The sequence below is a fragment of the Palleronia aestuarii genome, assembly GCF_003253995.1.
Taxonomy (GTDB): Bacteria; Pseudomonadota; Alphaproteobacteria; order Rhodobacterales; family Rhodobacteraceae; genus Palleronia; species Palleronia aestuarii.
In genome coordinates this window covers 203,295-221,348 of record NZ_QKZL01000005.1, presented here as the reverse complement: position 1 = coordinate 221,348, position 18,054 = coordinate 203,295, and the positions used below count along the sequence as shown (strand labels likewise).

Genomic DNA, 18,054 nt, shown 5'->3' with positions numbered 1-18,054 from the left:
CTCACCCCTCGCCCTTCGCAAGCCCGTCCTCGACCCGGATCGCATCGTTCAGAACCCGCACCTCGCGCTGCGGGAACGGGATCGAGATGCCGTGCTCCTGGAACGCGTCCCAGAGCGCGAGATAGACGTTGCCGCGGATATTGGTGAGCCCGCCCGCCGGGTCGGTGATCCAGAACCGCAGGATGTAGTCTACCGACGAATTGCCGAAGCCGGTGATGTGGCAGACGGGCGGCCGCGTGGTCAGCACCCGCTCCACGGCCGAGGCCGCCTCGATCGCGACGCGGCGCACCTTGTGCGGATCGTCGCCGTAGGCGGTGCCGAACGTGATGTCGAGCCGCACGAAGGTGTTGGAATGGGACCAGTTGACCACCTGTCCGGTGATCAGGTCCTCGTTCGGGATCAGGTATTCCTTGCCGTCCCGCGTGGTGACCGAGGCATAGCGCGCGCCGAGCGTGCCGACCCAGCCGAACGTCTCCCCGAGCGAGATCACGTCGCCGGGCTTGATCGACTTGTCGAGCAGGATGATGACGCCCGAGACGAGGTTCGAGACGACCTTCTGCAACCCGAAGCCGAGGCCCACGCCGATCGCGCCCGAGAGCACGGCGAGTCCGGTAAGGTCCACCCCAACCACCTTCAGCCCGATGAAGAACGCCGCGCCGTAGAGCACGATCTGCAGCACCTTCACCGCGAGGACCCGCATCGACGGGCTGATCTCCTCGTTGCGCCGGATCCGCTCCGCGCTGCCCGCCGCGACGAACCGCGCGACGATGAAGAGCGCCGAGAGGATCACCACCGCCTTGATGATCGTAAGCACGCTGAGCCGGAACGAGCCGAAGGAGAACGCCACCCCGTCGAGCGCGCCGCCCACCTCGTCGGCGACGCCGAGCACCACCAGCGTGACGTAGACCCAGAGCCCCCAGCGCACGACAGAGCGCAGCACCGGATTGCGCACCAGCCGCGCGGCGAAGATCACCGCCACCCAGGCCAGCGCCAGGCTCGCCGCGAGCGCAAGCAGGAACGACCGCGACGGGAAGGGCGAGGCCTCCCGCGCGATCCAGACCGCGATCCAGACGAGCACCGTGAAGACCAGGAGCCTGAGGCGCCGGTTGATCGTCAGGAGAAGCCGCAGCTGCCAGGTCGGGCGGTTCTCGAGCCCGCGCATCCATTCCCGCATCCTCGGCCGGGCGATGGCCGCGACGAGATGGGCCGCCGCGAAGATCGCGACGAGGATCGCCACCTGCCACAGCCGCGACGGCAGCAGCAGGTTCTGGAACTGCAATCTGATGAGCGCCCAGAGATCCCGGGCCTCGGCCAAGAGCGCCGTGTATTCCGCGTCCATGCCCGAAATCATGCCGTCCGCCGCGGCGCGAGACAAGCGGCACGGCCCTTCCCCCGCCCGCCCCGATGGTCTAGAAACCCGGCCATGTCACGGATCCACGATCTGGCCGATCGCGCCCGTCTCGCGGAGCGCTTCTTCGGGGCCACCCACTCGGTGCTGGCCCGGGCGTAGCCGCGCGTGACCGCGACCCGACGCCATCCGCACGAATTTCGCCAAGGAGAGGACGCCATGTCCCCCAAGACGCTCTACGACAAGATCTGGGACGCCCACCTGGTCCACGCGGCCGAGGACGGCACCAGCCTGATCTACATCGACCGCCACCTGGTCCACGAGGTGACCTCTCCCCAGGCGTTCGAGGGGCTCCGGATGGCGGGCCGCCAGGTCCGCGCGCCCGGCCGGACGATCGCCGTGCCCGACCACAACGTGCCCACCGACGTGGACCGCGCGAAGGGCATCGACAACGAGGAAAGCCGCATCCAGCTCGAAGCGCTCGATCGCAACGCGCGCGAGTTCGGCGTCGTCTACTACCCCGTCGACGACATCCGCCAGGGCATCGTGCACATCATCGGTCCGGAGCAGGGCTGGACGCTGCCGGGCATGACGGTCGTCTGCGGCGACAGCCATACCGCGACCCACGGCGCCTTCGGCGCGCTCGCCCACGGCATCGGCACGTCGGAGGTGGAGCACGTCCTCGCCACCCAGACCCTGATCCAGTCGAAATCGAAGAACATGAAGGTGGAGGTGACGGGCAAGCTCCCCCTGGGCGTCACCGCCAAGGACATCGTGCTCTCGATCATCGCCAAGACCGGCACGGCGGGCGGCACCGGCCACGTCATCGAATATTGCGGGGAGGCGATCCGCGCACTGTCGATGGAAGGCCGGATGACGATCTGCAACATGGCGATCGAGGGCGGCGCGCGCGCCGGACTGGTCGCCCCGGACGAGACCACCTTCGACTATGTCCGCGGCCGTCCCCATGCCCCCAAGGGCGCGCAATGGGAAGCGGCGCTCGCCTGGTGGAAGACGCTCCGATCGGACGACGACGCGCAGTGGGACAAGGTCGTGACGCTGAAGGCGGAGGAGATCGAGCCCACCGTGACCTGGGGCACCTCGCCCGAGGACGCGCTGCCGATCTCGGCCGTCGTGCCCGATCCCGACAGCTTCCAGGGCGGCAAGCGCGACGCGGCGAAACGCGCGCTCAGCTACATGGGCCTCGCGCCCGGCACGAAGCTCACCGATATCGAGATCGACACCGTGTTCCTCGGCTCCTGCACCAACGGCCGGATCGAGGATCTGCGCGCCGCCGCCGCCGTGCTGAAGGGCCACAAGATCAAGCCCGGGATCCGCGCCATGGTCGTGCCCGGCTCCGGCCTCGTCCGCGCGCAGGCCGAGGAGGAGGGGCTCGCGGAGATCTTCACCGAAGCGGGCTTCGAATGGCGGATGGCGGGCTGTTCCATGTGCCTCGGCATGAACCCCGACCAGCTCAGCCCCGGAGAGCGCTGCGCGGCCACCTCGAACCGCAATTTCGAGGGCCGTCAGGGCAAGGGCGGCCGCACCCACCTCATGTCCCCCGCCATGGCCGCCGCCGCCGCGGTCACGGGCCGGCTCACGGACGTGCGGGAGATCACCGGCGCGACGGCCGAGAGCGCGACCGTCTGAGGCGACCGAACCACCCGGCCCCCGACCGGGCCGCATTGCCGACATCCGACGAAGCCGGGATGTCGGCAATGCGGGACCTTCCAGACTTTCGCCGCAATGCTCCATTGCAGTGCTGAAGCAGGGTGAACCTCACCCTGCGTAGCGCTGGAAATCCGTGTCTGAAACTTCGTCGGCGGCGAGGTCGAGCTCGAAAGCTTCGACCATTGCCTCCCGGCTGCTTCCCCCGGGTTCGGTCGCTGTCGCGACGGTGACCTTCGGCGCTGTGAAGGTGCGCGGCTCTGCGGACGTCACCACGGAGGCCTTCGGTGCCTCGACCTCGAAGAAGGAGATCACGCCGGCCAGCTGCTGGGACTGCGCCGCAAGCTGCTGGCTTGTCGCCGCCGATCTCTCCGCAGCGCTGGCGTTCTGCTGGATCACAGCATTCAGCTCCCGGATCGCCTGGTTGATCTGCTCGGCGCCCACGTTCTGCTCCCGCGTCGAGGCCGAGATCTCGGAGACGAGGTCCGCCGTGCGCTGGATGTTGGGCACCAGCGCCTCCAGCATACGGCCCGCCTCGCCCGAGACATCTACCGTCTCGACGGACAGCTGGCTGATCTCGGTCGCCGCCTGCTGGGACCGCTCCGCGAGCTTGCGCACCTCCGATGCCACCACCGCGAAACCCTTGCCGTGGGTTCCCGCGCGCGCAGCCTCCACGGCCGCGTTCAGCGCCAGGAGATCGGTCTGCCGCGCGATCTCCTGGATGATGTTGATCTTCTCGGCGATGGTCTTCATCGCGCGCACGGCATCGGCCACGGCTTCGCCGGACTTCCTGGCGTCGTCGGCCGACTGCCCGGCGATCTTCTCCGTCTGGGACGCGTTGTCGGCGTTCTGTCGGATGTTGGCCGTCATCTCCTCGACCGAAGCAGAGGCTTCCTCCACCGCCGAAGCCTGCTGCGTGGAGCCCGACGATAGTTGCCCGGCCGTCGCCGACATGACCGACGCCCCCTCCTTCACATTGCTCGCGCTCGTCGACGCGTTCGCGATCACCTCGCGCAGCTTCACCACCATGTCCCGAAGGGCAATCCCCAGACGGTCCTTCTCGGAATGCGGCGTCACATCGGCTTTCAGGTTTCCGCGGGCAATGCGGTCCGCGGCAGCCGCTCTGTCGCCAAGGCTGCCAGCCAATCGCTCCACGGCCCGGAGGGTATCCCCGATTTCGTCCCGTCGCGCCGTCCCGGGGATGTCGAAATCCGTCGCCCCGCATTCGAGCTGGTTCATCGCGTCCGTCATCTCGCTCATGCCGCGAGAGAAGGACCGACCACCGAGGATCCCGACCGCCAACGCGACCGCGATCACGCCCCCGCCAATCGCGAACAGGCGGATCAAGGCAATGTGGGCGTCGGAGATCGCTCCCTGCAGGTGGTCCGATGTCGCCGCGACGATCCGTTCGTGAACGTCTTTGATGAGATCGAGCCGTTCCGTCGCCTCGGCAAACCAGACCGCTCCGTCGATGCCCTGGCCATCCTGGGTTTCGTCGATCACGGCCAGGACCTCGCGCCGTTCCGCAACCTGCTCGACGGCCGGGCCGCGGACGATCTCGTCGAACCAACCCTGCTGAACCGGCGAGCTCTCCGAGCGAAAGCGATCCAGAGCCAGTCTCTCTCCTGTGAGCCGAGAGAGGTAAGTCTTGAACGTCGCGGGAGAGACATCGCCGGCCGCGGCCTGATTGAATAGAGCGGCTCCAAAGGCGCGTTCCAGGCCCCCATGCTCCTTGGCTTCGACCAGCGAGACATACGGCTGCAATTCACGCGCGACACCGAGGTTGGGACTGTAGCCGACGGTCTGACGGATCACGTCGATCAACGCGTCGACGCGTGCCGTATAAAACGCCGCGGCTTCACCGCCCGTATTCAGGGATGTGGAAACCTCGTTTCGGAACTCTGAAATCTTTTCCAGGCTGGTGCCGATATTGTCGAGATCCGCGCCAAGCGCGGGAACTTCCCTCCCTATATCGCTTGACCCAAGGAACTCGCGAAACCGCGCGTACTCGGCATCGACCGTTTGTCGTTGTCCCTGCAACTTGGTGAGGACGTTCTCGGGACGCCCTCCCGTTATGTACCCTACGCTCAGTCCGCGCTCGATCTGCAACTCATGGACCAAGGCGCCAGCCCGGTCGGCCAATGCGACCACATTGCCCAGGTCACGGAGTTTCTGCAGATCCTGCAGATATCCCCGTGCGAAAATTCCGAGAAGGCCGAGCGTCGTGATCAGGGGGATGGCGATTGCCAAGGATATGCGAAATTTCAGGCTCATGAATATGGTCTCGAAAGCTGTTCCCACATTGCCGAGGCCAAGAACGACCACCGGGACTATCCGCTCAGAACAGGTAGCAACCGAATTCTAACGAGCGAGAAATCCGAAGCGTGCGAGTCCGCCGACGACGGCCCTATAGTTGACGCCGGTTAACCATCCATTTCCGGCCGCCCGGGAAACACATCTCGTTCAAAGGTCAGCGCAGGCGGCAGCAGGTTTCCATCGCTCAACGACGTGCGGGAGATCACCGGCGCGACGGCCGAGAGCGCGACCGTCTGAGACGATCGGACCACCCGGCCCCCGACCGGGCCGCATTGCCGATATCCGATGAAGCCGGGATGTCGGCAATGCGCGACGACCCTGACCTCCGCGCGTCGGGACATTTTCGATGACAAGGCGATATTTTTCGGGTTTCAATCCTCTGGCTACGCACGCATCGCCATGGGAGGCCCACCGCATGACCAACCCAATTCGCTTCGCGCTCGTTCTTTCGGCCCTGGGACTGGCCGGCTGCGTCGACGATACCGACATGTCCAGCGCCGCTCCGGATCTGGTCAGCCAGGGCGAGATGCCGAGATTCTGCCGTGGTGCCGCGGCGGAGGAGTTTTCCGCCAGGCCGATGGACGTGATCACCCTGCCCGCCGAGCCCGATCAAGGCATGTACACGGTGCCGGGCCAGATCGACGACCTCTTCTTCTACTGCACCTTCTCGGCCGAGGGACGTCTCGTGGGGGTCGACCGTGCATGAGCCGGCATCCGCTCCTGCTGTCGGTGGCCGCACTGCTCGCCTCCGGTTCCGCGTCGGCGCAGACCGTGGATTGCACCCTGACCATCCTCGACTTCGACGGCGACACGGTTGAGCAGGCCGCTTCCTGCGAGATCGTCGACGACGGGGCGACCTTCGAGTTCCTCGGCCGGCTCGAGGAAAACGACGTGGCCTTCATCGCCCTCGCCAATCGCGACGAACGCACCGCCTTCCTGATAGGAGCCGGAACCTTCTTCCTCGTCGACGGCCAGGCGGACGTCTCGAACGACGCGGTAATCTGGCCGAACGGCTACGCGGTGCGCCTGTCGCGCTGACCCTCTCGAGCCTCCGAGCCGGGCCTCGGCGCGTCTCGGCTCCCGGCTGTGCGCGATCTCGCGGGCTCTACCATGGCGAAAATATCCGCCTGATTTCCCGGCATCGTCCGGCGGGTGAAACGGTATTTCGCCCATGTCCACCGAAAATGATTAACAGGTTGTACCTGCTCTCCTAGCGTCGAACTGGCAGTCGCGGTCCGCCTGCACATGGAATCCCGTCGGTCGGGCTCCGAACTGCTGCATTAGTGCGAGCAATTGGAGTATGATGATGAAATTCTGTCCCGTTAGGACGCTACGCCTTATCGCACCCGCCATCGGCGTGGCGACGGTGGTCACGGCGACGATCGCCCCGGCCGCCGTGGTCAGGGTGACGGAGGATAATTTCGCCGCCGGCGCCGGCCTGATCACCTTCTCGGAGTTCAACCTCGGAACGCTCAACCCGGTCTACACCCCGTCGGATTACGGCGCGGACACGACAGCGCCCACGGTCACGACGGGCGGATACTTCGTCGGACAGTCGCTGAGCGATAACCCGTCCGTGGATTGTCCCTCCGCATCGCCGTCGGGATGCATCTCCGGGGCGCCGACCGGTGAACTCACCCTCGACGCCGACGCGCCGAATACGTTCATCACGAACGATTCCTCCTTTCCCACCTCGCCCACACTGAGCGGCACACCGCGGTTCAACGGACCGATCGCGCTTCTCTTCGACGAGGATCAGCTCGCCGTCGGGTTCGAGGGCGGATTCTTCGACGCCGCGCAATCGACGGGCATCACGGCGTTCGGGCGGCAGGGCGAGCTTCTGGGAACCGTGACGAACGAGACCAGGGGGATCGAGTTCCTCGGCCTCGTCTCGGCGGACGGGATGTCTGAGATCGCAGGCGTCTTCCTCGATCTCGTCGGCTCCGAGCCCGCGGGATACAACATCGACAACGTGCGCTTCGGCGAGCCCGGTGACGTCATCGTGCCGCCCGGCGTTCCCGAAATTCCGATGGAGCCGACCGATCCGGTGGACCCGCTGCCGCCCGTGGCCGCCGTCCCGGTCCCCGCATCGCTGCCGCTTCTCGTGGCCGGTCTCGGATTGCTCGGGTTCCTGCGCCGCCGCGCCTGAGCCCCTGAAAATCGAAACGTCCGCGCCGTGCGGAAGCAGCGGCGCGGACGGATCCGGTGAACACCGCACCCTCCCGTAACACCCCGGAAACCGCGTCCGACATTCCGTGCACGCTCGCCGTACGTCCGCTGCACATCCGCTGCACGGCATATGCACGGGGGGCGTACGCGCGGTGCACGCGGTCTGTACGTCCCGTGTACGGCTGGTGTACGTTCCCGCGCGAACGGAACGTCGAAGGAGCCTCCGCATGGAGAAGTTCACCGAATTGCAGGGCATCGCCGCGCCCCTGCCCCAGATCAACGTCGATACCGACATGATCATCCCCAAGCAGTTCCTGAAGACGATCAAGCGTTCGGGACTGGGCGTGAACCTCTTCGACGAGATGCGCTATCTCGACGACGGCTCCGAAAATCCCGATTTCGTGTTGAACAAACCGGCCTACCGCGACGCGCAAGTGCTTGTCACCGGGGACAATTTCGGCTGCGGCTCGTCGCGCGAACACGCGCCCTGGGCGATCGCGGATTTCGGCATCCGCTGCATCATCGCGCCCTCCTACGCCGACATCTTCTACAACAATTGCTTCAAGAACGGCATCCTGCCCATCGCCCTGCCGCAGGATCAGGTCGATCTGGTGATGGAGGACGCGGAGAAGGGCGCGAATGCCCGCATCAGCGTCGATCTCGAAGCGCAGGAGATCACCATGTCGGACGGCCGCACCCTCCCCTTCGAGATCGATCCGTTCCGAAAGCACTGCCTTCTCAATGGTTTGGACGATATCGGCCTGACCCTCGAGAAGGGCGCCGCGATCGACGGGTTTGAGACCGAGTTCGCGCAGGCGCGGCCCTGGGTCTGACGCGTCTGCGCCCCGCCGGGGCCCTTCTCGCCGCCTGGCTCGCCACGACCGCGGCGGGTGCGGACACGATCCGCGTCGCCACCTTCGACACCGGCCTCACCGCCCGCGGCCCCGGCCTCCTCCTGCGCGATCTCACCGACGGCCGCTCCCCGCAGGCGGAGGTCGCGCTCGGGATGATCGCCGCCGTCGCCCCCGACATCCTGGTCCTGCAGGGCATCGACTACGACGCGGGCGGCGCCACGCTGTCGGTGCTGGCCGACCGGATCGCCGAGGACGGACCCGACTACCCCCACCGCTTCGCGCTGCGCCCGAATACCGGGATGGCGACGGGGCTCGACATGAACGGCGACGGCGATCTCGGCGACCCGCGCGACGCGCAGGGATACGGCCGCTTCGCCGGGGCCGACGGGCTGGCGATTCTCTCGCGTTTCGAGATACTTGCCGAGGATGCCGTGGATCTCTCCGGCCTGCTCTGGCGCGATCTTCCGGGCGCCATTCCCCCGATGATCGAGGGGCGCGCCTTCCCCTCCGAGGAGGCCGCCGCGATCCAGCGCCTCTCGAGCACCGCCCACTGGATCGTGCCGGTCGAGATCGACGGCACTCCCCTCACCCTTCTCACCTGGCGCGCGACGCCGCCGGTCTTCGACGGGCCGGAGGATCTGAACGGGCGGCGCAACCACGACGAGGCGGCGCTCTGGCTGCGCCTCGTCGACGGCGACCTCTACACGCCGCCGCCTCCGACGCCCTTCGTGATCCTCGGCAATGCCAATCTCGACCCCGAAGACGGCGACGGGCGGCGCGCGGCGATGGATACGCTCCTCTCCGATCCGCGGCTCCGGGACATCGCGCCGCGAAGCGCGGGTGGCGCCGCTGCCGCGGATCCCGGCCATACCGGCGATCCCGCCCTCGATACCGCCGATTTCGACGATCCTCCGGGCAATCTCCGGGTCGATTACCTGATCCCCTCGGCCGATCTCGCGGTCCGAGGCGCGGGCGTCTACTGGCCCGCCCCAGGCACGCCCGAAGCCGAGGCGCTCGGCCCCGTGGAGGACTGGCCGCGGCACCGCATCGTCTGGGCCGACCTGGACCTCGAGTAGCTCGCCTTGACGCGTCCGGACCCACGGGATACGCCGCCGGGCGACGTCAATCCGATGGAGCGCCCGATGCCGAACCCCTCACTCCTCATCCTGCCCGGAGACGGCATCGGCCCGGAAGTGATGGCGGAGGTACGCAAGGTCATCGCCTGGTTCTCCGACCATCGCGATGTCGCTTTCGAGGTGGCCGAGGATCTCGTGGGCGGCGCCGCCTACGACAAGCACGGCACGCCCCTCGCCGACGCCACGATGGCCCGCGCGCAGAAGGCCGACGCCGTGCTCCTGGGCGCCGTGGGCGGCCCGAAATACGACAAGCTCGATTTCGCGGTGAAGCCGGAGCGGGGTCTCCTGCGATTGCGCAAAGAGATGGACCTCTTCGCCAACCTGCGCCCCGCGCAATGTTTCGAGGCGCTTGCGGATTTCTCCTCGCTCAAGCGCGACATCGTCTCCGGCCTCGACATCATGATCGTGCGGGAATTGACGAGCGGGGTCTATTTCGGCGAGCCGCGCGGCATCGCCGACGACAACGAGGGCGGCCGAGTCGGTACGAACACCCATCGCTACACGACCGAAGAGATCCGCCGCGTCGCGCGCTCCGCCTTCGAACTCGCACGCAAGCGCGACAACCGCGTCTGCTCGATGGAAAAATCGAACGTCATGGAGGCGGGCATCCTCTGGCGTGAGGAAGTCCAGTGGGTCCACGACGAGGAATATCCCGATGTCGAGCTCACCCACATGCTCGCGGATTCCGGCGCCATGCAGCTTGTCCGGCGTCCGAAGCAGTTCGACGTGATCGTGACCGACAACCTCTTCGGCGATCTCCTGAGCGACGCCGCGGCGATGCTCACGGGCAGCCTCGGGATGCTGCCCTCCGCCTCGCTCGGCGCACCGATGGAGAACGGGCGCCCGAAGGCGCTCTACGAGCCCGTCCACGGCTCCGCCCCCGACATCGCGGGCCAAGGCAAGGCCAACCCGATCGCCTGCATCCTGAGCTTCGCGATGGCGCTGCGCTACAGCTTCGATCTCGGCGACGAGGCGACGCTGCTCAAGGGCGCGGTGGAGGCGGTCCTGGCGCAGGGTCTGCGAACGCCCGATCTCTTGGGCGAGGAAGGGCGCGACGCCGTCACGACGTCGGAGATGGGAGATGCGATCGTCGCGGCACTCGGCGCGGGCTGATCAGCGCGCGACACCCTCGAGAAGCAGATCGTCGCATTCCTCGGGGCCGTGCAGGACGCTGACATCCCCCGTCGCCTCGAGCACGACGGCGCGCACCTGATCGAGGCGGAGCGCATTCGCCTCCCTGAGCTTGCCGATCACGTCGGACCGGCTGACCTGGCCGCGCTTAAGATTCTCGTCCAGAAACTCGCCGTTCCGCATCAGGAGGAGCGGCGTGTTGTCGACCGCCCCCTCCATCCGGCCGAACCGCTCGCGCAGGCGTGAGATGATCCCCTGAACGAGGAACAGCGCGAGGAGCGCGGCGAGGATCACCCAGAACCTGTTCCAGCTTCCCGCCATCATCGCGCTCGCCAGGATCGACCCCTTCGCGACGGTCAGGGCGAAGTCGAAGCCCGACATCTTCGAGAAGCTGCGAAGCCCGTTGATCCGGGTCAGCGCGATGACGGCGCCCGTCGCGATCGCCGCGCGGAGCAGAATCTCGAGAATGTCCATTGCGTTCCCCTGCTATCGTTGACAGCGCGCATTGCCCCCGGATTGTTCCCCCTTGACGGGAACGATGCGCCGCGTTTGGAGAGCGCATGTCTCGTCCACTCCCTCCCGGCCTCGGCGGCCCGATCCTGGCGCTCGTGGCGTTCGGTATCTTCGCGACGCACGACGTGCTGGTGAAGGTGCTGGGCGCGACCTACGCCCCGTTCCAGATCATCTTCTTCAGCGTGCTCTTCAGCTTTCCGCTCGCCACGCTGATGCTGATGCGCGACCCGATGAGCGGAACGTTGCGGCCGGTCCATCCGTGGTGGACGGCGCTGCGGACGGGCGCTTCGGTGATCACGCTCATCTCCGCCTTCTACGCCTTCTCCACCCTGCCCCTCGCGCAGGTCTACGCGCTCATCTTCGCGGCCCCCCTCCTCATCACCGTCCTGTCGATCCCGATCCTGGGAGAACGCGTGGGTCCGCATCGATGGGTGGCCGTCCTCGTGGGCCTCTGCGGCGTGCTGATCGTGCTGCGCCCGTGGAACGGCGCGGCGCTTTCGACCGGGCATCTGACCGCCGTCCTCGCCGCCTGCGGCAGCGCCACGGCCGCGGTGGTGGTGCGCAAGATCGGCAAGGAGGAACGCGGGGTCGTCCTCATGCTCTACCCGATGGTGGCGAACTTCACCCTGACGGGCATAATCCTGCCCTTCGTCTATGTTCCCATGCCGCTCGCGCATCTAGGCCTCGCGGGCCTCGTCGCGGCACTGGGCTTCGGCGCGGGCCTTCTCATCATCGCGGCCTACCGCCGCGCGGAGGCGGCGATCGTCGCGCCGATGCAATATTCCCAGATCCTCTGGGCGGCCTTCTTCGGAATCCTCCTCTTCGACGAGGGCGCCGACCTGCCGACCTGGATCGGCGCCGCGATCATCATCGCGAGCGGGCTCTACATCGTCGTGCGCGAAAGCGCGCCCGGCCGTTCGGCCAACACGCCGGTCTCCGAGGACGGGGACCGCATGGGCATGGCGGCCACCCCGCGCATCCCGGCGATGCTTCGTCGTCGTGCGATGTCGATCCCGAGCTATCAGGCCCTTGCCAATCGCGCGCCGAACCCGTAATCCGCGCGGACGGTCGGAGTGTAGCTCAGCTTGGTAGAGCACTGCCTTCGGGAGGCAGGGGTCGGAGGTTCGAATCCTCTCACTCCGACCAATTACAGAAATTGTGGATTGCCACGATAAGCTAGGGTCTTGCACGCGGCTGCGAGATCGACGCCAAGTCGAACCAACACCATGCGAAAAAACTTGCCGTTCTCCACGCCGAAAGGAACGGTAGGTTTGGCGCTGAGACCACGCGTCTAGGCGGACACCGGTTCGCCGCCGAAAAGCGCCCAGAATTCGTCCCGTGCGATGCTACGCGGAAAATCACCCTCGGGGCGGGCGACACCCAGAAAGGCGCAGAGCGGTTCCCAGCCATCCGATGGCGTGAAGACGAGCAGCCGATCCGCCGGGATCGTCGCGCGCACCTTCTCGTTGTTGCGGCGATAGGCGGAAAGCACGGCAGCCTTGCCCGGCCCGCCCATCACATCCCGGATCAGGAGCCTTTCCATGGCCTCGAAATTCTCGGCCTTAGGCGGTGGCAGGACCAAGCTCTCACGGTATTCGAAGAACTTGCCGATGGTCGCCGAATAGCTGGCCCACCACTCCTCTTCCAGCCGCTCGGTGTGAACGACCTTGGCATCCGGAAAGGCCACGGAAAGCTCATGCCAGACCGGTGCACCGGGAAAATCGACCTGGCTGAAATAGTCGGCGAACACCTCCGCCCAGTCCACCTCCTTCCCCTCGGCATGCGCCCTCCAGAAGGCGGGCTGGTCCGAATTGCCCATGACCTCCACCATGTGGTGACAGGGGCCGAAGACCAGATGCCCGCGGGAAGTATGGCGGGTGCGGCGGTCAGGCTCAACAAGACGCCGTCGGCGGTCAGCCATGCATTGGCGCGGCTCCGGGAACGCGTCGGCGATCCTCTGATGGTCAAGGTCGGGGGGCGCATGCAGGCCAGCCCCTTCGCTTTGCAACTGATCGAGGATGTCCGTCCGATCCTGGGCAGCATCATGCGGGTTCTGAAGCTGCCGGAGCCATTCGGCCCGAAGTCAAGCACCCGATCGGTCCGCATAGCCTGCCCGATCTCGACCAAGGTTCTCTCGACCGGCCGGGCAGTTCACCGCGACAGACCGCATCGTCGTCTCACGCGAGTTGGAACGGCCGGACAGAGATCATGACGCGATTTCCCCTGCGAAAACCGGCCGCAGGTGACGCGATGTCACGTAGCTGTCACAAAGGGCCTCTAGCCGCGTGGCAAATGGTAAAGGAGACTTCCCGCATGATCCGCATCATCGGCGCCGCAACGATCACGGCCCTGGCGGCCGCCTGTCCCGCCCTGTCGCAGGAAACCGGGTCCGGAGAGGTTTCCGGTACGCTCGTGCTCTACACCTCGCAGCCCGATCAGGACGCGCAGCAGACGGTGGACGCATTCATGGAGGCCTACCCGGAGGTCGAGGTCGACTGGGTGCGCGACGGCACGACGCAGATGATCGCCCGCCTGCGCGCCGAATTCGAGGCCGGGCAGCCGCAGCCCGACGTGCTCCTGATCGCCGACACGGTGACGATGGAGAGCCTCAAGCAGGACGACCGCCTGATGGCCTATCCGGAGGCCGATACCGCCGCCTATGCCGACGGGCTCATGGATCCCGAGGGCCATTACTTCTCCACCAAGCTCATCACCACCGGCATCATCTACAACGACGCCGCGGAGATGGTGCCCTCGTCCTATGCCGATCTCCTGGACCCGGCGGCGCAGAACAACATCGTCATGCCCTCCCCGCTCGAATCGGGTGCCGCGACCATCCACATGATCTCGCTCACGGGCCTGCCGGAGCTGGGCTGGGAGTATTACGAGGGGCTCGCGGATCAGGGCGCGATCGCACAGGGTGGCAATGGCGGCACCTTCCAGGCGGTGGCGGGCGGCCAGGCGCTCTACGGGTTCGTCGTCGACTTCCTCGCCATCCGCAGCGCCGGGGAAGGCGCGCCGGTCAGCTTCGTCTTCCCCGACGAAGGCGTCTCCGCCGTGACCGAACCCGCCGCGATCCTCTCGACCGCCAAGAACCCCGAAGCGGCGAAGGCCTTCATCGACTTCCTCCTCTCCACCGAGGGTCAGGAACTCGCGGCGGAGCAGGGCTACCTCCCCGCGCATCCCGATGTCGCGGCGCCCGAAGGCTTCCCCGACCGCTCCGAAATCAAGGTGATCGACTTCGATCCAGCCGACGCGCTCGCGAACGACGCGGCCTACAAGGAACGGTTCATCGAGATCTTCGGCGGGTGACACGCCGCTTCCCAGGCATCGAGGGCATCGCCCTCGGCCTCGTCTGCCTCGTCGCGGCCGCGGTCTTCGTCCTGCCGCTCGGCCGGCTCTTCTGGACCGCGCTCGGCCGCGGCACCGGGCCGTTCGTCGAGCTGGCCGGCAACGACGCCGTGCGCCGCGCCTTTCTTAACAGCCTCGACAGCGCGGCCGTCTCGGGCCTCTGCGCCCTCGTTGTCGGGGCCTGCCTCGCGGGGCTGGTGGGGCTGACCGATATCCGCGGCAAGGGGGTGTTCGTCTTCCTTCTCCTCCTGCCGATGATGATCCCGCCCCATGTCACGGCCGTTGCCTGGATCCAGGCGCTCGGACCGTCGAGCCCGGTGCTGGGCTGGCTCGGGATCGCGCCTCCGATCGGGACGGCCCATCCGCTCTATTCGCGCGCCGGCGTGATCGGGCTCCTGACGATCCAGCACGCGCCGCTCGCGTTCCTCGTCGTGCTCGCCGCGCTCCGGGGCCTGCCGCGCGAGATGATCGAGGCGGCGCGGACCTCCGGCGCCGGTCCCGTGCGGCTCGCCCGCCGCGTCGTGCTGCCGCTCCTTGCGCCGTCGCTCGTGGCGGCCTTCGCCCTGGCCTTCGTCTCCGCGCTGGGGAATTTCGGCATCCCGGCCCTGCTGGGCGTGCCCGGCGGCTACGTGACCATGCCCGTCCTGATCTGGCGGCGCCTCGCCGGGTTCGGGCCGAGCGTGCTGTCGGACGTCGCGACGCTCTCGATGATCCTCGCGGTGCTCGCCGTCCTCGTCGTCGGCCTGCAGGGCTGGTTGCAGCGGCGCTTCCGCGTCGGCCTCGTCGGTCCGCCGCAGCCGCCCCTCAGGATCGCGCTCGGCCGCGCCCGGCCGCTCTGGACGGCGGGGCTCGTCCTCTTCGTCGCCGGCACGCTCCTCCTGCCGCTGGCCTCCCTCGTCGCGACCGCGCTCGTCCCGGTCTACGGCGTGCCGCTGAGCTTCGCGACGGCCACGTTCGAGAACTTCGCCGACGTGCTCGTGCGGCAGAGCGCCCCCGCGCGGGCCTTCGCCAATTCCACCCTCGCCGCCGGGGCGGCAGCCCTCGTCCTCGCGCTCTTCGCCATCGTGGTCGCCCGCTTCGGCGCGGGGATGGAGCGCCGGGGCCGTCTCGTCGGCGGCGGCGTGACCGTACTCGCGGAGGTGAGCTACGCGATCCCCGGCCTCGTCGTCTCCATCGCCTTCATCCTCGTCTACCTGCGACCGATCCCGCTCCTGGGCCTGTCGCTCTACAACACGCTCACCCTGATCTTCCTCGCCTACCTCACGGCCTACCTTGCGATCGGGCTGAAACCGGTCACGGCGGCGGCGGGGCAGCTCGACGACGCGCTCGACGATGCGGCACGCGTCGCGGGCGCGGGGTTCGGGCGGCGGATACGGCGCATCTATCTTCCGCTGGTCGCGCCCGCCGCCGCCTCGGGCGCGATCCTCGTCTTCCTCACGGCCTATAACGAGGTGACCGTCTCCGCGCTCCTCTGGTCGCGGGGTGCGGAGACGATCGGGACGACGATCTTCAACTTCGAGGATGGCGGCTACACCACGCTCGCGGCCGCGATGTCCACGGTGACGGTGGCGGCGACCGTTGTACTGATGGCGCTACTCGACCGCCTCGGCCGGAACCTGCCCGCGGGCGTCGTGCCCTGGCGGTTCTGAACCGCGGGCCGAGGGCAGCGCCCAGGCCGCGGTGATGGAGAACCGCATCTCCTCGCCCGGAACGAGCCGCGTGGCGCTCGCGACCGGAACCGGCTCCGCAAAAGCGTCGCTCTCCGCGAACGCTTCCCACACGCCGCCGCGATAGAAGACGTGGGAAAGCCGCCCCGAGAGCGGACCGTCGCCCAGCCGGACATCGCCCGGCCGGATCACGAGGCGGGCCGGGCCGTCCGGCAACGCGCCCCGCGCGGTCACGGGAACCGTGGCGCCGCCGATCCGCGCCGCTCCGCCCTCGACCCGCGCATCGAGGATCGCGGCGCGGCCGATGAAGCGGGCGACCTCTTCCGTCTCGGGCCGTTCGTAGAGCTCCTGCGGGGCAGCGACCTGCTGGAACGCGCCGCGCGCCATGACCGCGACGCGGGTGGCAAGGGCCATCGCCTCGCGCTGGTCGTGTGTGATGAAGATCGTCGTCGCCCCCGCCCGCGCATGGAACGCGGCGATCTCCGCCTCCATCGCGCCGCGCAGATGCGGGTCGAGATTGGCGAGCGGCTCGTCCATCAGCACGGTCCGCGCGCCTCCGGCGAGGCAACGCGCGAGCGCGACCCGCTGTCGCTGCCCACCTGAGAGTTCGGCCGGGCGCCGGTCGGCGAAATCGCCGAGCGCGACGGTCGCCAGATGCCCCTCAGCCTCCTGCCGCGCCGCCCGCCGGGAGCGTCCGGCGCTCTCGATCGGAAAGGCCACGTTGCCGCGCACGTCCATATGCGGCCAGAGCGCGTAGGATTGAAAGACGACCCCCATCCCCCGCTTCTCGGGCGGGACGTGCAGGCCGGGGCCGGAGACGGGAACCCCGTCCACCGCGACCTCGCCCCGGTCGGGGATCTCGAGCCCCGCGACGAGCCGGAGGAGCGTGGATTTCCCGCAGCCCGACGGGCCGAGGACGACGAAGAACTCCCCGTCCGCGATATCCACGCTCACGCCGTCGACGGCCCGGTGCGCCGCGAAGCTCTTCGTCAGATCGGTGAGGGAGACAGCCAAGCGATCGCTCCGGTCGAGGGTCCGCCGCCTTCTCTGCCACATTGGCGAGGCCGTCAATCGGTGCGGATGACGCCCCCTGACGGCTGCGCGCCTCCGGGTCGTCCGGCCCTCAGAACACCGGCTCGATGGTGCAATTGACGTAAAGCTCGGGCACGGAGGCGGTATCGGGCAGATCGAGCGCCAGCTCGACGAGCCGCGCCACGTCCTCCACCGTCGTCATCCGCGCGGGGTCGCGATCGGTGATGGCCCGCGCCATGTCGGTATCGACGAAGCCGGGGCAGACGGAGGTCGCCCGGATCCCGTGTTTCCAGCCGGCCTGCCGGATGGCGTGGCCGAGCGCGATCGCGGCATGTTTCGTCATCGCGTAGGGCCCGCTCTCGGGGGATTTCACCCGCTTGCCCGAAAGCGAAGCGAGCAGCACGACCCGCCCCGCCTCCGCGGCGCAGAGGTCGTCCCAGGCGGCGCGGACGAGGCGGCGCGGCGCCTTGACGTTGACATTCCACATCCGGTCGAGCGCATCCTCCTCGATCGCCACGACCGTGGCCGATTCCATGATGCCCGCACAGGCGACCACCGCGTCGATCCGACCGAACTCGCGCCGCGCCGCCTCCGCCCATTCCTCTTCGCCACCGGCGAGCGCGTCGTAGCGGACGCGCTGCGCGCCCGGAAACCTTTCCGCGAGGGCGTCGGGATCGCGCAGCCCGAGCGACAGGCGCCACCCGGCGGCCGCGAGCCTGTCGGCGACCGCCGCCCCGATGCCCCGGCTCGCTCCCGAAACGAGCGCGACCCGCCCGCTCATGCCCGCGCTCCCAGCGGGGCCCGGCGGCCCGGTCTCCGGTCGATCTGCATGGCTCGTTCCTCCTCGTTCCGCACAATTCCTTCGATCC

At 67.9% G+C, this 18,054-nt stretch carries 17 protein-coding genes and 1 tRNA gene; 12 read left to right on the top strand and 6 right to left on the bottom strand.

Annotation, left to right across the window (positions count from 1 at the left end; translation table 11 throughout):
* Position 1: 1 nt before the first annotated feature.
* Positions 2-1,339: a mechanosensitive ion channel family protein gene (locus tag LX81_RS08620; RefSeq protein ID WP_111537002.1), complete on the bottom strand. Its 1,338-nt coding sequence runs from the start codon at positions 1,337-1,339 to the stop codon at positions 2-4.
* A 228-nt stretch (positions 1,340-1,567) separates the two neighbouring features.
* Between LX81_RS08620 and leuC the strand changes: the two genes are divergently transcribed.
* Positions 1,568-2,998 (top strand): 3-isopropylmalate dehydratase large subunit, encoded by a 1,431-nt coding sequence (gene leuC, locus LX81_RS08615; RefSeq protein ID WP_111536889.1) that lies wholly within the window; start codon positions 1,568-1,570, stop codon positions 2,996-2,998.
* A 129-nt stretch (positions 2,999-3,127) separates the two neighbouring features.
* Here leuC and LX81_RS08610 read toward each other — a convergent pair whose 3' ends face one another.
* Entirely contained in the window at positions 3,128-5,341 is a 2,214-nt protein-coding gene (locus tag LX81_RS08610) for a methyl-accepting chemotaxis protein (protein WP_111536888.1), read from the bottom strand.
* Positions 5,342-5,747: 406 nt separating this feature from the next.
* Here LX81_RS08610 and LX81_RS08600 point away from each other — a divergent pair, with 406 nt between their 5' ends.
* The 6 genes from LX81_RS08600 to leuB all read left to right on the top strand — a co-directional run bounded on the left by LX81_RS08600 (position 5,748) and on the right by leuB (position 10,604).
* Positions 5,748-6,038: a hypothetical protein gene (locus LX81_RS08600; RefSeq protein ID WP_111536886.1), complete on the top strand. Its 291-nt coding sequence runs from the start codon at positions 5,748-5,750 to the stop codon at positions 6,036-6,038.
* Positions 6,035-6,370: a hypothetical protein gene (locus tag LX81_RS08595; protein ID WP_111536885.1), complete on the top strand. Its 336-nt coding sequence runs from the start codon at positions 6,035-6,037 to the stop codon at positions 6,368-6,370. Before LX81_RS08600 ends, LX81_RS08595 begins: the two co-directional genes overlap by 4 nt.
* A 268-nt stretch (positions 6,371-6,638) precedes the next feature.
* Positions 6,639-7,481 carry a PEP-CTERM sorting domain-containing protein gene (locus LX81_RS08590; RefSeq protein WP_111537001.1) on the top strand — a complete coding sequence of 281 codons (843 nt, stop codon included), beginning with the start codon at positions 6,639-6,641 and terminating at the stop codon, positions 7,479-7,481.
* 247 nt (positions 7,482-7,728) lie between these two features.
* The gene (gene leuD / locus LX81_RS08585) at positions 7,729-8,334 is read left to right on the top strand and encodes a 3-isopropylmalate dehydratase small subunit (protein WP_111536884.1); all 606 of its coding nucleotides are present in this window, start codon (positions 7,729-7,731) and stop codon (positions 8,332-8,334) included.
* A 173-nt stretch (positions 8,335-8,507) separates the two neighbouring features.
* Complete coding sequence (locus LX81_RS08580) at positions 8,508-9,431, top strand: endonuclease/exonuclease/phosphatase family protein (protein ID WP_234822540.1); 924 nt, start codon at positions 8,508-8,510, stop codon at positions 9,429-9,431.
* 66 nt (positions 9,432-9,497) lie between these two features.
* Positions 9,498-10,604 carry a 3-isopropylmalate dehydrogenase gene (gene leuB, locus LX81_RS08575; protein WP_111537000.1) on the top strand — a complete coding sequence of 369 codons (1,107 nt, stop codon included), beginning with the start codon at positions 9,498-9,500 and terminating at the stop codon, positions 10,602-10,604.
* On the opposite strand, the gene LX81_RS08570 is transcribed toward leuB, so the two are convergent.
* Positions 10,605-11,096, bottom strand: a complete 492-nt coding sequence (locus tag LX81_RS08570) for a DUF421 domain-containing protein (protein ID WP_111536882.1) — start codon at positions 11,094-11,096, stop codon at positions 10,605-10,607.
* Positions 11,097-11,182: 86 nt separating this feature from the next.
* On the opposite strand from LX81_RS08570, the gene LX81_RS08565 reads away from it, so the two are divergent.
* A complete protein-coding gene (locus LX81_RS08565) occupies positions 11,183-12,190 on the top strand; it encodes a DMT family transporter (RefSeq protein ID WP_111536881.1) in 1,008 nt (335 codons plus the stop codon).
* Between the two features lie 14 nt (positions 12,191-12,204).
* Positions 12,205-12,281, top strand: a tRNA-Pro gene (locus LX81_RS08560).
* Positions 12,282-12,426: 145 nt separating this feature from the next.
* On the opposite strand, the gene LX81_RS08555 is transcribed toward LX81_RS08560, so the two are convergent.
* The gene (locus tag LX81_RS08555) at positions 12,427-13,056 is read right to left on the bottom strand and encodes a sulfotransferase family protein (RefSeq protein WP_170133881.1); all 630 of its coding nucleotides are present in this window, start codon (positions 13,054-13,056) and stop codon (positions 12,427-12,429) included.
* Between LX81_RS08555 and LX81_RS08550 the strand changes: the two genes are divergently transcribed.
* The 3 genes from LX81_RS08550 to LX81_RS08540 all read left to right on the top strand — a co-directional run bounded on the left by LX81_RS08550 (position 12,991) and on the right by LX81_RS08540 (position 16,135).
* Positions 12,991-13,347 carry a LysR family transcriptional regulator gene (locus LX81_RS08550; RefSeq protein WP_111536879.1) on the top strand — a complete coding sequence of 119 codons (357 nt, stop codon included), beginning with the start codon at positions 12,991-12,993 and terminating at the stop codon, positions 13,345-13,347. The two genes, LX81_RS08555 and LX81_RS08550, sit on opposite strands and share 66 nt — an antisense overlap.
* 101 nt (positions 13,348-13,448) lie before the next feature.
* A complete protein-coding gene (locus tag LX81_RS08545) occupies positions 13,449-14,447 on the top strand; it encodes an ABC transporter substrate-binding protein (RefSeq protein WP_111536878.1) in 999 nt (332 codons plus the stop codon).
* Complete coding sequence (locus LX81_RS08540) at positions 14,444-16,135, top strand: ABC transporter permease (RefSeq protein WP_111536877.1); 1,692 nt, start codon at positions 14,444-14,446, stop codon at positions 16,133-16,135. Before LX81_RS08545 ends, LX81_RS08540 begins: the two co-directional genes overlap by 4 nt.
* On the opposite strand, the gene LX81_RS08535 is transcribed toward LX81_RS08540, so the two are convergent.
* Positions 16,079-17,167 (bottom strand): ABC transporter ATP-binding protein, encoded by a 1,089-nt coding sequence (locus LX81_RS08535; protein WP_111536876.1) that lies wholly within the window; start codon positions 17,165-17,167, stop codon positions 16,079-16,081. The genes LX81_RS08540 and LX81_RS08535 overlap by 57 nt on opposite strands.
* 109 nt (positions 17,168-17,276) lie before the next feature.
* Complete coding sequence (locus LX81_RS08530) at positions 17,277-17,966, bottom strand: SDR family NAD(P)-dependent oxidoreductase (protein ID WP_111536875.1); 690 nt, start codon at positions 17,964-17,966, stop codon at positions 17,277-17,279.
* Between the last annotated feature and the right edge of the window lie 88 nt (positions 17,967-18,054).

Coding starts and splice junctions, on each gene's coding strand:
- LX81_RS08550 (WP_111536879.1), top strand. CDS start 12,991: ATGCCCGCGGGAAGTATGGCGGGTGCGGCGGTCAGGCTCAACAAGACG.
- leuD (WP_111536884.1), top strand. CDS start 7,729: ATGGAGAAGTTCACCGAATTGCAGGGCATCGCCGCGCCCCTGCCCCAG.
- LX81_RS08545 (WP_111536878.1), top strand. CDS start 13,449: ATGATCCGCATCATCGGCGCCGCAACGATCACGGCCCTGGCGGCCGCC.
- LX81_RS08530 (WP_111536875.1), bottom strand. CDS start 17,966: ATGAGCGGGCGGGTCGCGCTCGTTTCGGGAGCGAGCCGGGGCATCGGG.
- LX81_RS08595 (WP_111536885.1), top strand. CDS start 6,035: ATGAGCCGGCATCCGCTCCTGCTGTCGGTGGCCGCACTGCTCGCCTCC.
- LX81_RS08600 (WP_111536886.1), top strand. CDS start 5,748: ATGACCAACCCAATTCGCTTCGCGCTCGTTCTTTCGGCCCTGGGACTG.
- leuB (WP_111537000.1), top strand. CDS start 9,498: ATGCCGAACCCCTCACTCCTCATCCTGCCCGGAGACGGCATCGGCCCG.
- LX81_RS08570 (WP_111536882.1), bottom strand. CDS start 11,096: ATGGACATTCTCGAGATTCTGCTCCGCGCGGCGATCGCGACGGGCGCC.
- LX81_RS08555 (WP_170133881.1), bottom strand. CDS start 13,056: ATGGCTGACCGCCGACGGCGTCTTGTTGAGCCTGACCGCCGCACCCGC.
- LX81_RS08580 (WP_234822540.1), top strand. CDS start 8,508: ATGATCGCCGCCGTCGCCCCCGACATCCTGGTCCTGCAGGGCATCGAC.
- LX81_RS08590 (WP_111537001.1), top strand. CDS start 6,639: ATGAAATTCTGTCCCGTTAGGACGCTACGCCTTATCGCACCCGCCATC.
- leuC (WP_111536889.1), top strand. CDS start 1,568: ATGTCCCCCAAGACGCTCTACGACAAGATCTGGGACGCCCACCTGGTC.
- LX81_RS08620 (WP_111537002.1), bottom strand. CDS start 1,339: ATGGACGCGGAATACACGGCGCTCTTGGCCGAGGCCCGGGATCTCTGG.
- LX81_RS08565 (WP_111536881.1), top strand. CDS start 11,183: ATGTCTCGTCCACTCCCTCCCGGCCTCGGCGGCCCGATCCTGGCGCTC.